This window comes from Duganella sp. AC237 (assembly GCF_979254035.1).
This window is the reverse complement of the sequence record NZ_CEEDEW010000003.1, coordinates 3,838,545-3,852,089: the sequence shown is the minus strand read 5'-3', so window position 1 is coordinate 3,852,089 and position 13,545 is coordinate 3,838,545. Positions and strand designations below refer to the sequence as shown.

The following is a 13,545-nucleotide window of genomic DNA, read 5'->3' as shown; positions in this document are numbered from 1 at the left end:
CTACGTGTATCCGCGTGGGCGGCGTGGTCCAAGGCCGCCGCATCCGCATTTACCCGTGTGGTGCGCGTTTACGAAGAGACACGTAGGGCGGATCAGGCGGAACGCCGTAATCCGCCATGTGTAAGCCGCCGGCGGCCCTATCTTATTCCGCCGGTTTTACGCCCAACAACTCTTCGATGTGCGCCATCGAATTCGGATCCTTGACCACCGACCGCAACCAATCGTGCAACGACTGCTCGCCGGCATCGGCGGCCTTGTCGGCGAAATACGATACCGGGCTGTGCGGCTCCGTGCGGCGGAAGAACGCCGCCACCGCGCGCAACTGCGCCAAGGCCTGCGCCCGCGTCTGGATCGCGCCAGGCGGGCCGGACGGGGCCGGCGCCGCCACTTGGCCGCCATCGTGCGTGAAATCGACCGCCGCCGAGCCCACATAAGCGTTGTCCGCCAATTCAGTCTCCGGCGCGCCACCGCCGGCGACCGGCGCCGGCACCATCCGCTGCAACGTCTGCAAGGCATCGCGCGCCGTCGAGAATCCCGGGCTGTCCACGCCCAGGCGCTCATCGGCGACCAGCTCCAGCTCCTTCAACGCATCCAGGCACATTTGCGCATCGGCCGCGAATGCGCTCGCGAACTGTGCCGAATTATTCTTGCGCGCCGTTTCCATCTCCGCCAGTTTGGCGCCCGGATTGCCGGACGAGTTGTTGCCGTTGGCGGCGGCGGCCAGCTTGCGCGCCACTTCGAAATCGATGGTCGAATACGCAGTGCCGCGACCCTCGGTCAGCGGAATCTCGCGCAGCAGCGCCGGCACACGTCCCAAGATCCAGCTCAGGTTACCGATGCGCTGGTCGTGGTCGTCGCCATCCGATTCCGGATACAAACCCTGGTCCCAGTAATCCCGGCACAGCCCGGCCAGCAGCTTGAAACCTTCGCCCAAGGCCCCCAGGCCAGCCGTCTTGGCGCCGGCCTCGGTCAGCCACACGGCCAGCCGCAAGTCCTTGCTCTTTTCCTGCAACAAGGCGGCGCAGCGGCGCACCACGAAGTCCCAGTCCGCTTCCTTCAGTTCGGTAACCCACTCGCCCTGGTCGAGCGACGGGTCGTCGAAACGGCGCGCCTGGGCAATGGCGTCCAGATCCGGCGAGAACGACAAATCCTGGCCGGCGGGCGCGCCAGGGCTGATCGGGGCGAGCAATTGTTCTGCTGAAAACATACGTTACCTTTGAATGTGGTGACCCGGTTACTGGGCGATGCGGAACTCGATGCGGCGGTTGCGCGCGCGGCCGTCCGGCGTGTCGTTGCTGGCGATTGGTCGGTCCGAACCCTGGCCCGACGCGGTCAGCATGTCGCCGTTCAGGCCCTTGCCGGTCAGGTAGGTCTTGACCGCTTCGGCGCGCGCCTGGCTCAGGTTCTGGTTGCTGGCCTTCAAGCCCTGGTTGTCGGTGTGGCCGATGATTTCCACCTTGCGGCCTTGCAGCTTTTGCATCGCCGCGCCCATCTGGTCGAGGATGGCCTGGCCGGTTGGCGTCAAGGTCGCCTTGCCGCTTTCGAATTCGACGATGCGGTTGCCCAGCGTGTTGTCGAGGATGTTTTGCTCGGCGGCCGAGACGCGCAAGCCATTATTCACGACATAGGTCGGATTGAGGCTGGTGGCGAAGTCGCTGGCGATCTTTTGCCGTTGCGCCTCGTTGGCCACTTCGCCGCGCACGCTGACGGTGCTGCCGTCGATCTTGAGCTGGCCCCGGCTGATCTGCTTGAGGTTGGGCGTGATCAGCTTTTGCACGTAGTTGTTCCAGTTGGCCGGCTGCGCCACCTGGCCGACGGCGATCTGGTCGACCACCTTGTCGGCGCCGTAGACGTCGCGCAGGCGCGCCAGCACGGCGGCCTTGGTGGCTTCGTCGGGCACGGTGCCGCTGGCCAGCACCTGGCCGGGCTGCGGCGTGGCCGCCGCCGGCACCGCCTGCGCGGCCGCCGTGCCAACAAAGCCGGCGGCGAGACCGACTGTGAGACCCGCAGTCATACTAATTAATACAGCTGTCCGGATAAAACGCATGATCAAGTTCCGATAAAGGCCGCGCGCACGGAGTCGCAGGCCGATTTGAGTGAAAGGTTGGGCTGGGCCAGGTAGGTCGAGACCTTTTTGATCGCGTAGTCGGCGTCGACCTGCTCCTCGACCCAGTCGAGCTCGTCGAAGGCGATGTGGTGCTCGAGGCCGGCCTGCGGGTCCATGATCGCTTGCAGGGTCAGCGCCGAGGCGCCGCTAAACCCCAGCACCAGCGCCGGACGCCCGCCCAGGCGGGTGGTGAACAGCGACAGTTCGAAGTCGGCGCGCATCAGGAACGGCGTGATCAGGTGCATCCAGAACGCGCCCACCAAATTGCGGTACATCGGGTCGGACGGCAGCGGCAGCACCAGGCTTTTCTCCAGCCGGCTCGAGCTGCTGGCCATGACCGGCTGCAGCAGCAGGCCGAGCGCGAGCAGCACTTGCCGCACCGAGCCGGGGAAGCCGGTCTGCGCCAGCATGGCGTCCAGGCCGCCGACCGTTTGCAGGTCGAGGAAATCGTTGAAGGCGGCCTCGTAGGCGGCGCTGCGCAAGTCGACGTCGATGGTGGTGGCGGCGGCCGCTTGCAGCGCGCCGGCCGGCTCGGGCGCGGCCAGCACGCCGGCGCTGAGCGATTCGAACCGGTTCCACAGGCGCGACAGCACCAGCGGACTGTTGGGCACGAATCCGGCCGGGTCTTCCACGTCCATCGTGCTCATCATGAGGAACGGGAAGCGGCGCTTCGACTGGTCGCTGCTGGCGACGATGTGGCCGGCGATGGCGCGTCCCCGGCGCGGGCCGATGAAGGCGAAATGCAGCGGCGCGAGGGCGTCGTAGGTCAGCTTCCAGCGCGTGTCGGCGCTCAGCAGGTCCATCGCCTGCGCCAGCCAGGCGTCGAGGATGTTGATCAGGGCCGGATTTTCGCTGGCCTTGACGAAGTCGCCCCGGCTGGGAATCTTGCCGAAGTAACCGATGGAGATCGGGGTGGCACGGCTCATGGCTGGCTCCTTGGTGCGGCCGGGGCCGCCGCCGGCGCGGCTGCCGCCGGGGTGGCGGCTGCGGCAGGGGCTGCGGGAGCCGCGACCGGCGCCGGTGCGGTGATCATTTCCGGCAGGCGCATGCGGCGGAAGCCGGCGGCCGCGCCCGGTGGCGGCGCGGCGGCAGGGGCCGCCTGCGTGGTGCCGACGATCTTCAGGTTGGCGCGCACGACGACATTGCTGTTCTCCCAGCTTAGCTCGAACACGCCGCTATCCTTGCGGGTGCGCTTGGCGGCGTCGATCATCTTCTTCAGGCCGAAATGGCCCGGCTCGTTGAGCAGCACCACGGTGCGGCCTTCCGGCGTGATGGCGGTAATGCGCGAGCCCGGCGTGCCTTGCGGATTTGGCCATACCATGTGGACGAACGGCTGCGGCTGGCCGCGCCAGCGCAGCGCCTGGCCGTCGATCTCGATGGTGAACTCGGTGGCGCCGGTGGCGCCCAGCGCCTGCACGTCGAAGCGCGTCTGCGACTCGGCCGCGCCGGCCTGGGCGGCCACGCCGCCGGCCGACAATGGCGCCACCCAGCTCGGGAAGCTGTTGATCACGCCCGGCGCCAGGTTGATGCCCATGTTGGCCCAGGTCTTGGCGCTCAGGGTGTCGCCACGGCGCACCACCAGCGGTCCGATGGTGGTGTTGAAGTACTTGGCGATCGCGCCGTCCGGGCCGAACATCTGTCCGATTTCTGCGTCGGTCGCTTCGACCCGCGATTCCGGCGCGAACGGATACTTGAGTGCCAGGCTGCGGGTGAACGGTTCCAGCACCTGCGCAGTCCAGACCTTGTTGACCTCGGTCTCGGTCGGACGCACGATGACGGCGAAGGTTTGCATCAGCGGCCGCACCAGCAGCGGACGGATGGCCTGGCGTTGCTGGTCGGTCATGCCGACCAGCATCTGCTCGTCGACATATTTGAGCGCCTCGGCCAGTTCGGAGCCGGTGCCGTCTAGCGTCTGCTGCATGAACTGCTTGGCGCCGGGGCCGGTGTCGCCCTGGTTCTTGATCTGGTTGAAGCGCCCGCGCAGCTTGGACAGCGCGTCCATGTAGCCGCCCATCAAGGTCGCGCCCTTGTCTTTGCTGACCACCAGCTTGGCGACGCCGGAGAACTCGCGTCCGACCGGACCCATCGGGATAGGCGCCGCGCCAGGGGCCGCGCTGGTGTTGATGTTGACGTCGATGCCGGACGGCTTCTGGCGCAGGATGGTTTGCTTGAACCACTCGACCACGCCGCGCTGGGCGCGTTGCAGGCCGGCGTCGATCAGCGACGGGTTGTCCCACGAGGTTTGCTCGTAGACCGTTTTGATCAGCTTGTCGATCGGCGACGCTTGCGGATCGCCCAGGCGGTTCATGGCGCTGGCGGCCTGGTCGAAGCCGTTCAGTTCGCGGATGCTCACGCCCTGGATGAACTTCTGCCATTCCTTGGCGTAGTCGTTTTTATACAACTCGACCAGCGCCTTCTGGATCTGCTCGGGACTGCCTTCCAGGGTCAGGTCGTCCTTGGCGGCGGTTTTCAGCACCCAGTCCGAACTTTGCAGCTCGCGGTTGGCGGCGTCGCGGAAGGCTTCCTGGATGAACTTGTCCCACGCTTCGCGGGTGAAGGTGCCCGGGATGGCGTAGCTGCCCACCACCAGTTCCTTGTCCTGCTCGCCGACGATGCGGGCCACCGTCATCGACGGGAAGCGGGTGGCGGCGCGCGCCTTGACGTCGGCGTAGACGCGTTCGCGCGCCGGCAGGCCGCGCACCACTTTGCGCAGGTTGTCGCGGCTCTGGTCGACCAGGGCCAATTTAGGTTCGATGGTCGGCCACGACGGGTCGCTCATCTGGCTCAGGTAGAACGAGATCATGCGCTCGGCGCTGCGTATCATTTGCTCGCGCGGCATGGTGCCGCGATTGCTGTCGAGCCAGACGCGCCAGAAGCGGGTCAGCTGGTCGTTCAGGTGGCTCGCTTCGGCGCGCGACTTGTCGGTCAGCATCAGGTAGGTCTTGAGCGCGTTGTAGGCGTCCTCGACGTTGGCCGGGTTGGCGTCCTTGAATTGCAGCGCGCCGAAGTTGACGGCGGCGGCCGGCGACAGCGCGACCGTGCCGGGCAGCGCGCCAGACGCGGCGCCGGGGGCCACGGCGGGCAGCACGCTGCCGGCTGCGGCTGCGGCAGGCGCACCGGCCACCGCGCCAACCACCGGCGCGGTGGCGGCGGCGTTGACGGCGCCCGATTGCGGCGGACGCGACATCGGCTCGAGCTTGTCGGCGCCGCTGTTGACTTCGCCCAGGAAGGCTTCGATCGATTGGCCGACCGGTTTGAGCATGACTTCCTTCAGGCCGGAGAAATATTCCTCACGCAGCTTGCGCTCCAGGAACTCGCCCTGGTACAGGCCGAAGCCCAGCGACAGCGGACGGTCGGTACGATACGACTCGAGTTGCTCGATGCGGTCTTGCAGGATTTCCAGCGCCTCGAAGCGCGAGGCCAGGTCCAGGCGTTTTTCCTGCACCTTGACGGCCTGCGCCAGATCGGCCTGGACGTTGTTGACCAGCTGGCGGTTGGCCAGGTAGGACCAGCTCCAGCCGCCCAGCGCCAGGCCGACCAGCGCCATGGCGCCAAAGAAGGTGGCGTAGCGCATGCGCGTCTTGGCCGGGCTGGCGTACTGCGCCACCAGGTCCTTGTCGGCGAAGATCACCTTGCGGAACAGGTTGAGCAGGAAGTAGCCGTGCTGGTCGTGCACCTCGGACTGGGCCGCCGGCAGCATCTGCAAATCGAAACGGTGGGCGACGCGCTCGGACGAGGCCGAAACCGATTCGCCCTCTTGCAGCGCGCTGGTGAAGTAGAAGCCGCGGAACACCGGCTTGAACTGGAACGGGTTTTCCTCGAACAGGGTGGCGATGAAGGTGCGCAGCGGCCCCTTGATCGAGCTGAATTCCAGCGGGAAGGTGAATACGCCCGGCGGCATGCGCTCGCGCCACTGCAAGGCCATGTTGGCCAGGCTCAGGTCCTTGAGGCCGTCGTACAGTTCGTCGAAGCGCTGGTCGAACTGTTCCAGCACGTCCTGCTTGGAACTGGTCTGGCTGTACGGCAGAGTGGCGCCCCAGACTTTGTCGCGCTCGCCGCGTTCGGCGTCCTGGAAGAACTCGTTGAAGCCGGTGATCAGGTCGGCCTTGGTAAACACCACGTAGACCGGGGCGTGCACTTCCAGCTTTTCGGTCAGCTCCTGCACGCGCTGGCGCAGGTTCTTGGCCAGGTTGATGGCGAACTCGGGACGGCTGCCGGTCAGCTCGGCAACGCTGACGGCGATGATGATGCCGTTGATCGGCGCGCGCTTGCGGTATTTCTTCAGCAGCCCGAGGAAGCCGAGCCATTCGCCACGGTCCTCTTCGCCGACCGAGTAGCGGCCGGCGGTGTCGAGCAGGATGCCGTCGGTGGTGAAGAACCAGTCGCAGTTACGGGTGCCGCCCACGCCCTGGACGATCTTGCTGTCGGCGAAGGGGAACTGCAGGCCCGAGCTGGCGATCGCCGTGCTCTTGCCGGCGGCCGGGTTGCCGATCACCATGTACCAAGGCAGCTCGTACAACGCGGCGTCGCCCGAGAGCTGGCCCAGCTTGGAGGTTTTGATGGTGCCGATGGCGTCGAGCATGCGCTTGCGCAGCGCCTCGTTTTCTTCGCGCTGGGCGGCATCGGCCTTGGGGGCGCCGGTCTGCTGCTCGAGCATGCCGCCAAAGGCGGCGCCGGAGCGCTGGCGGCGATAGCGCTTGAACAGCCAGACGGCGCCGTATAGCAGCAGCGCGCCCAACAGCACGATCAATACCCATTTAAAGGAAATCTCGAAGACGGCGGCGGCGATCAGCAGCGCGGCGGCAAAGGCCGCGAAGCCGATCACGGCCAGGCTGAAACGAGCGGTGAGAAAGAGCCAGAATCGTTGCATCATAGTGGGGCTAAAGGGGCTAAGGCGTACTTGGGTTGAGTGAAATGGTTCATGCCGTGGCTGTTTCCGGCGCGGCGGCCGTATCTGCTTGCGGCGCCAGCAGCACGGCGCCGCGGTGGAATGGATCGAGATTGGTCACGCACAGCGCCGGGCCTTTGCCGTCGCGCACCTGCTGCTGCGCCAGCACCAGCGCGGCAATGATCGAGACGCTGCCGGCGTCGCCGCAGGCCGCGCCGACCGACAGCACCTGACTGCCCAGGTCGAGCTCGGGCAGGGTGGCGCTGGCCATGCCCAGCAATTCGGTCATGCGGCCGACGCGCTGGTCGCTGTCGGCGGCCAGCACGCCGATGTCGGCGGGGTTGACGCCGGCGGTGGCGATCGCCTGCGTCGCCAACTCGGCCAGCAGGTTGGTGTCACCGCGCGGCTTGGTGTCGGCCGAGGCGGCGCGCAGCGCGCTGCTGGCGGGATATAACAACGCGGCGTCGGCGGCGTCGAACAGGGCGCCTTGGGCGGCGTCGGCCAGCAGCAGGCCGGCCGCGCCTTCGCCGGGGATGCGTCCCTGCGGATGGTTGCTGTCGAACAGCATGAAATTGTCTGCCCAGTCCTGCACGCTGGCCGCGCCGATGCGCGAGCCGCACGCCATCACCAGGCACAGCAACGGTTGCTCCTCCTGCCGCGCCTGGATTGCCAATTGGCGGATCAGCTGCAGCGCCGGCTGGGCGTGCGCGGCCACCAGCGGCGGCGCCAGGCGGGCTTGCGGCCAGCCGTGGCGGGCGACGATGTGCCGCAGCCACCCGGACGCGGCGGCACGCTGGGTGTCCGTCCATTCGGACGGCAGCAGGGTGACCACGTGCAGCGCCGGCAGCGGCGGCAACGGTTTGCCGTCGGCGACGGCGTCCAGGTAGGCGGGCAGGGCCGGATGCGGGCCCAGTTCGGCGGCCAGGTCGGCGGCCACGACGCTGCCGAGCGCCAGCGCGCGCCATTGCTCGTCGACGAAGTCGAGTTCCGGATGGTGGGCGCGCAGCCAGTCGGCCATTTCCTCTTGCTGGGCGGCGACATCGACGTCGTCGATCCGGCCGCTGAGGATGGGGTAGCCGCTCTCGTCGACCAGTTCCGGGTCGAGGGCGAGGTTGGCCTTGCGCGACAACAGCGCGTCGGCCAGCCGGGCGGCGCTGTCGCCATGGGGCATGCGCAGCGCGCCGGCCAGCACCGTCAGCGCGGCGACCGGGAGCGCGGCCGGGGCGCTTTGCGCGGCGGCGTCGGCGGCGCTGGCCGCAGCGGCGGCGGATGCGGCGGCCGCACTGGTGCCGGCGGCCAATAGCTTGCGCCCGCCCCACACCAGCAGCAACAGCAGCAGTGGCAACAGCAGCAGATAGATCACCAGATCGTCGGTGCCGGGCATGCGGCGCGTCTCGCGCCAGTACCATACCGCACCCAGCCAGCAGGCGGCGAAGGTGGCGGCGACGATCAGGCTACGACTGAGCCAGGGGCGCATCAGCGGCGCCCGTCCATGTGAATACTGTGCATGCGTCTAGACCTGGTCCTTGGTTGCCTGCTGGCTGGCGATCAGGCTGGCGCCGCAACTGGTTTTGTCGCCGTCGCGGGCGACCGGCATGCCGTCGACGATCATGGTCGAGTCGCCGCTGACGATCACGCCCGGCGTGTGTCCGGGAATCGGGCACACCACCATGTCGCCGACGCGGGCGATCGGAATGCCGCCGCTGTCGCTCAACATCGACGCGCTCACCACCACGCCGCCGTGCGACGTCTTGTCTCCCAACCGTATCACCGGACCAGCCATGTCGTCTCCTTAACCTTTTCGTTTCATTACGCCGGGCACGCGCAACTCGGTGTGCCCGAAATCCATCATCTTCCAGCGGCCGCCCCAGGTCAGGCCGACCGACTCGGCCACTTGGCCGTACAGTTCGTATCCGCGCATGGCCCACGGATCCTTCTCCGAGATCACCAGCTTGCCGTCGCGCAGGAAGGCGCAGTCGGCAGCAAGGCCATACTGGTGCCAGCTCTGGAAGGCGGCCGCGTTGGTGACATTGCTGCCCATCCCAGCCAGCATGTTCTGACGCTCGGGACTGCGGTAGCCCTCCAGAATCGCCATATCATAACCGTGTTGCTCTTTCATTATCTTAAATACTGTTAACAAACGTTGCGTGTACTCTTGATTCATCAGCGACCAGTTGCGGCTGGCCGAGACCAGCATCGGACGCTCGCGCTCGATTTCGGCCGTGGCGAACACGGTCGGCGGCAGCGCCACCGGCGGCACCAGTTCCTCGCCCTGCAACAATTCCGCCACCTGTGTGTTGACCTCGCGCGTCGAGACGTCGTAGCCGCCCAGCATATTCTTGCCGCTTACCAGGAAGGCCAGGGTCGGCGGCAGGCTGAGCAGCAAGAGTCCTGCCAAACACAGCAGGTAGTGGCGCTTGGCGAACGCGGCCACGCCCTGCGCCGAGGCGGCGCCCGACTGCAGCAACACCTCGGCGCCGGCCGTCTGCCGACGCTTGATGCCGGCAAAGCGCCGGTGCAGCGCGGATTCGGCTTGCGCCGCGCGCTGCAACACGTAGGCACGGCCGGCCGGGAACAGCACCAGCCAGCTGATCAGGCAAGCCAGCAGAAAATAGAGCACCACCGCCAGTAAAAACACGACTACCTCAACCCGGACAACGTTCATCGGCGCCTTGCGGCGGCCACTTTTATAAACTTTCTTTACCGCTAGATTAATTATTGCTTGAGAGTATATCTTACTAGTCTGATAATGGGATGACTATTCCGTTCAATTGTGCGCAGGTTGAGTGCGCGTTCAGTTAACGTTCTAACATGCGTCGCATCGCTGTTGAATATAGTAAAGTATTGCAATAACTGACAGGAGTTCGTATTTTGCAACGAAAAGATGAGAGTCCCAAGTCCTCGCGGCCGAGTTTGTTGACCCCGGCGCAGCAGGAAGAGGCGGACCGCAACCGCATATTATCCACGCTTGAGTCCGGCGGTGGCGCAGCCAAGCCGGCCGCCAAGCGCGGTCGCACGCGCCCGGTGGTGGTGGGATTGGGCGTCGCCTTGCTGGCGGCGGCGGTAGGCATGGGCATATGGGTGACGCGCGAGACCGCGAACAACGAAGTGATGACGTCGGTCGCGGCGGCCAGCAAGGATCAGCCGCCAGCGCCAGCGCCAGCATCCGCAGCCGCGCCCGCGCCGGCCGCCGCCGCCGAGGTGTCGGCCGACGAAGTGTTGGCGTCCGCCGCGCCGGCGGCCGTCATCAACGACGAAAAAGCCGCCCAGCAGGCGCCCGTGAAGCAGGAAAGCCTGAGCGAAATGCTCAACGCCGGTGGACAGCCGGCCGCCAAGCCGGGCCACGATGTGCTCAGCAAAGCGCTGGAGACGCCGTCGGGCGCATCCCCGGCGCCAGCGAAAAGCGCGGCCAAGCCGGTGCCCAAGCCCAAGCCTAAGCCGGCGCCCAAGGAAGCCAAGAAGGCCCCGGCCGAACCGGCCACCACGCCCGAACAGGAAAGCGATATCGCCCTGCTGTCGGCACTGGTCGCGCACGCACAGGCCGCCGAGAAGGCCGAAGCGCCCAAGAAGCCCAAGCTCAGCGTGAAAGAACAGCTGGCCCAGTGCAAAAAGTTCGGCAAGACCAAGGCTGCAGAATGCCGCGCGCGCATTTGCGAAGGCCGTACCAAAACCGGCGACTGCAAGGTGGCGCGATGAGCTTTTCGTTGGTGGATCAGGTTGTCGGCGCGCTGGCGGAATTCACCAGCGCCACCCGGCTGTACGCGCTCAGCTTCGGCGACGACGGCCCGAACCTGATGGTCGAGGCTTTCGCCGCCGACGAGGGCTTGCAGGCGATTGGCGCGCGCGACATCATCGCGCTGTCGACCGACGCCCACATCGACCTGGCGCCCTTGCTGGGCAAGCCGGCCACTCTGGAAACCAGCCTGGCCGACGGCACCCGCGCCCGCTTTAGTGGCCTGGTCAGCGAGGCGGCGATGCTGGGCAGCTTCGGCGGCCTGGCGCGCTACCGCCTGCGCCTGACGCCGTGGTTGTGGCGCCTGAGCCAGGTGCGCAACAGCCGCGTATGGCAAGACAAAACCGTCATCGAGATCGTTGAGGCGGTGTTCCAGGAGCACGCGCCGCTGGCGGTGTGGCGCTGGAGCGACGAGACGGCGCCGTTCATGGCCGCCGCCGGCGCGCGCAGTTATTGCTGCCAGTACCGCGAATCCGATTTCGACTTCATCACCCGGCTGCTGACCGAAGAAGGCCTGGCCTGGCGCTTCGAGGAAACCGGCGAGGGCCACGGCATGGTGCTGTTCGCCAATAGCGTCGAAACCAGCGCCACGCCCGAGGACGCCAGCAGCGCGGCCGGCGGCGGCATCCGCTTCCATGGCGCGCGCGTCGGTGAATCGTTTGACACCATCCAGGCGCTGCGCGCCCACCGCAGCCTGCGCGCCGCGCTCAGCACCGTTCTGAGCTACGACTACAAGGCCAAGAGCGCCGTCAGCGCCAGCGTGCCAACGAATCAGCCGATCGGCGGCGCCAACGCGCCAATGCTGGAAAGCTATGACACGCCCGGCCAGTATTTCTTCGCCGACGGCGCGCAGGCGCAGCGCTACGCTCTGCTGCAAATGGAGGCCAACGAAGCGCGCCGTCACCTGTGGGACGCGCGCTCGACGGTGCGCACATTGCGCCCCGGCACTCGCTTCACGTTGACGCAAGGCCCGCTGGCCGGCGGCGAAGCCGAGGCGGCCTACGTGGTGTTGCGCGTGGTCAGCGTGGGCGTGAACAATCTGCCGACGCCGGCCAAACAGGGCCTGGAGGAATTGTTCGGGCCGATACCGGAATTGCTGGAAGAATCGCTGCGCGAGCAGCCGGAGAACTTTGCCGCCGTCATCGCGCAGGCCAGCGACAGCGGCTACGCCAACCACTTCGAGGCGATCGCCGCCGACACGCCATGGCGTCCTGTGGTGGGCGAGAACGGCTTGCGCCACCACCCGAAACCGACCGCGCACGGCAGCCAGAGCGCCATCGTCGTCGGCGTCGACGGCGGCAGCAGCGCCAACGGCGCCGACGAGATCTATTGCGACAAGCTGGGCCGGGTACGCATCCGCTACCACTGGCAGCAGGACGCCAGCGCCACCTGCTGGGTGCGCGTGGCGCAGCGTTCGGCCGGCGGCGGCATGGGCAGCCAGTTCCTGCCGCGCATCGGCCAGGAAGTGCTGGTGCAATTCCTCGAAAACGACATCGACCGGCCCATCATCGTCGGCGCGCTCTACAACGGGCAGGGCGAGGGCGGCCAAGCGCCCACGCCGGGCGGCAAGAGCGACCGCGACAGTGACACCGCCGTGTTCCAGTCGGCGCACGACCATGGCGTCTCGGGGCAGGGCAACGTCGCCGGCGGCAACAGCCCGCTGTGGCACGGCGCCGCCGCCGACACCGCCGGCCACCGCAACAGCGCCGCGCAATGGGGTATTCGCAGCAAGGAATTCGGCGGCGCCGGCTACAACCAGCTACTGTTCGACGACACCGACAACCAGGGGCGCATCCAGCTCAAGAGCAGCCACGCGGCCAGCGAATTGAATCTGGGCCACCTGATCCATTCGGCCGACAACTATCGCGGCAGCCTGCGCGGCACGGGCGCCGAGTTGCGCACCGACGGCTACGGCGCGGTGCGCGCCGGCGCCGGCTTGTTGGTGTCGAGCTACAAGATCACGCACGCGGCCGACGCGCGCGAGCCGGCCGGCGACAACGTCGCCGGCATGGCGTTGCTCAAGCAGGCCGTGAAGCTGGGTGAAACCTTCAGCGGCGCGGCAAAGACGCACGAGACGGTGGCGTACGCCAGCCATCTGGGCGCGGCCAAGGCCGACACCAGCAAGCTCGACGAGAAGGCCGCGCCATTGAAGGCGATGCTGACCGCCGCCTCGGGCATGTTGAGCCAGGAGAGCATCGAGGCGGCCCAGGCCGACGCGCCGGACAAGCCGATCGCGCCGGCCGACGACAAGCTGCCGCACACGAGCGGCGCCATCATCGCCATCGCCGCCAAGGCCGGGCTGGGCGTTCTGGCCGGCCAGAATTTGCAAATGGCCAACGGCGAGACCATCACCTTGATGAGCGGGCAGGACACGCAGTTCGTCACCGGCGGCCAGATGCGCGTGCACAGCGGCCAGGCCATCGGCATGCTGGGCGGGGCCGTCAAGGCCGGCGAGAACAACATGGGGCTGCAACTGATCGCGGCCAAGGATGCGATCGATCTGCAGGCGCAGGGCGACGTGCTCAACGTGCAGGCGCGCGACGACGTCAACATCGTCAGCGCCAACGCGCACATCGACTGGGCGGCGGCCAAGAGCATCAGCCTGTCGACGGCGGGCGGGGCGAATATCACCATCACTGGCGGCAACATCACGATCCAGTGCCCGGGCAAGATCACGATTCACGCGGCGAAGAAGAGTTTCTCCGGCGGTCAGGAGGTCAACTATAAGTTGCCGATTTTGCCGCAATCCGTGTGCGTGGAATGTCTTGCCAAGCGGGCCGCGCAGCGTACCGCGTTCATTAACAAGGGGTCGTAGGC

Annotated in this window: 9 protein-coding genes; 2 read left to right on the top strand and 7 right to left on the bottom strand. The window is 67.0% G+C overall.

The window, feature by feature from the left end:
* Positions 1-142: 142 nt before the first annotated feature.
* From tssA to AC0IYS_RS16995, 7 genes are read right to left on the bottom strand one after another with little or no spacing between them, the layout of a single operon-like run.
* Complete coding sequence (tssA, locus tag AC0IYS_RS17025) at positions 143-1,207, bottom strand: type VI secretion system protein TssA (RefSeq protein WP_471706275.1); 1,065 nt, start codon at positions 1,205-1,207, stop codon at positions 143-145.
* 27 nt (positions 1,208-1,234) lie between these two features.
* Entirely contained in the window at positions 1,235-2,014 is a 780-nt protein-coding gene (locus AC0IYS_RS17020) for an OmpA family protein (protein WP_471706274.1), read from the bottom strand.
* Positions 2,015-2,049: 35 nt separating this feature from the next.
* Positions 2,050-3,033, bottom strand: coding sequence for a type VI secretion system-associated protein TagF (tagF, locus tag AC0IYS_RS17015; RefSeq protein ID WP_090313439.1), 984 nt, complete (start codon positions 3,031-3,033; stop codon positions 2,050-2,052).
* Positions 3,030-6,977 carry a type VI secretion system membrane subunit TssM gene (tssM, locus tag AC0IYS_RS17010; protein WP_471708897.1) on the bottom strand — a complete coding sequence of 1,316 codons (3,948 nt, stop codon included), beginning with the start codon at positions 6,975-6,977 and terminating at the stop codon, positions 3,030-3,032. The genes tagF and tssM overlap by 4 nt, the downstream gene beginning before the upstream one ends.
* Positions 6,978-7,026: 49 nt before the next feature.
* Complete coding sequence (locus tag AC0IYS_RS17005; RefSeq protein ID WP_471706273.1) at positions 7,027-8,472, bottom strand: hypothetical protein; 1,446 nt, start codon at positions 8,470-8,472, stop codon at positions 7,027-7,029.
* A 36-nt stretch (positions 8,473-8,508) separates the two neighbouring features.
* Positions 8,509-8,778 carry a PAAR domain-containing protein gene (locus tag AC0IYS_RS17000; protein ID WP_471706272.1) on the bottom strand — a complete coding sequence of 90 codons (270 nt, stop codon included), beginning with the start codon at positions 8,776-8,778 and terminating at the stop codon, positions 8,509-8,511.
* Positions 8,779-8,787: 9 nt separating this feature from the next.
* Positions 8,788-9,633, bottom strand: coding sequence for a M15 family metallopeptidase (locus AC0IYS_RS16995; RefSeq protein ID WP_471706271.1), 846 nt, complete (start codon positions 9,631-9,633; stop codon positions 8,788-8,790).
* Positions 9,634-9,866: 233 nt separating this feature from the next.
* On the opposite strand from AC0IYS_RS16995, the gene AC0IYS_RS16990 reads away from it, so the two are divergent.
* Together AC0IYS_RS16990 and AC0IYS_RS16985 are read left to right on the top strand one after the other, a co-directional pair.
* Positions 9,867-10,691 carry a hypothetical protein gene (locus AC0IYS_RS16990; RefSeq protein WP_471706270.1) on the top strand — a complete coding sequence of 275 codons (825 nt, stop codon included), beginning with the start codon at positions 9,867-9,869 and terminating at the stop codon, positions 10,689-10,691.
* Positions 10,688-13,543: a type VI secretion system Vgr family protein gene (locus AC0IYS_RS16985; RefSeq protein ID WP_471706269.1), complete on the top strand. Its 2,856-nt coding sequence runs from the start codon at positions 10,688-10,690 to the stop codon at positions 13,541-13,543. The genes AC0IYS_RS16990 and AC0IYS_RS16985 overlap by 4 nt, the downstream gene beginning before the upstream one ends.
* Positions 13,544-13,545 lie beyond the last annotated feature (2 nt).

What these genes read in the sequence shown, in the direction of transcription:
- tssA (WP_471706275.1), bottom strand. Translation starts at nt 1,207, where the DNA reads ATGTTTTCAGCAGAACAATTGCTCGCCCCGATCAGCCCTGGCGCGCCC.
- AC0IYS_RS17020 (WP_471706274.1), bottom strand. Translation starts at nt 2,014, where the DNA reads ATGACTGCGGGTCTCACAGTCGGTCTCGCCGCCGGCTTTGTTGGCACG.
- tagF (WP_090313439.1), bottom strand. Translation starts at nt 3,033, where the DNA reads ATGAGCCGTGCCACCCCGATCTCCATCGGTTACTTCGGCAAGATTCCC.
- tssM (WP_471708897.1), bottom strand. Translation starts at nt 6,977, where the DNA reads ATGCAACGATTCTGGCTCTTTCTCACCGCTCGTTTCAGCCTGGCCGTG.
- AC0IYS_RS17005 (WP_471706273.1), bottom strand. Translation starts at nt 8,472, where the DNA reads ATGCGCCCCTGGCTCAGTCGTAGCCTGATCGTCGCCGCCACCTTCGCC.
- AC0IYS_RS17000 (WP_471706272.1), bottom strand. Translation starts at nt 8,778, where the DNA reads ATGGCTGGTCCGGTGATACGGTTGGGAGACAAGACGTCGCACGGCGGC.
- AC0IYS_RS16985 (WP_471706269.1), top strand. Translation starts at nt 10,688, where the DNA reads ATGAGCTTTTCGTTGGTGGATCAGGTTGTCGGCGCGCTGGCGGAATTC.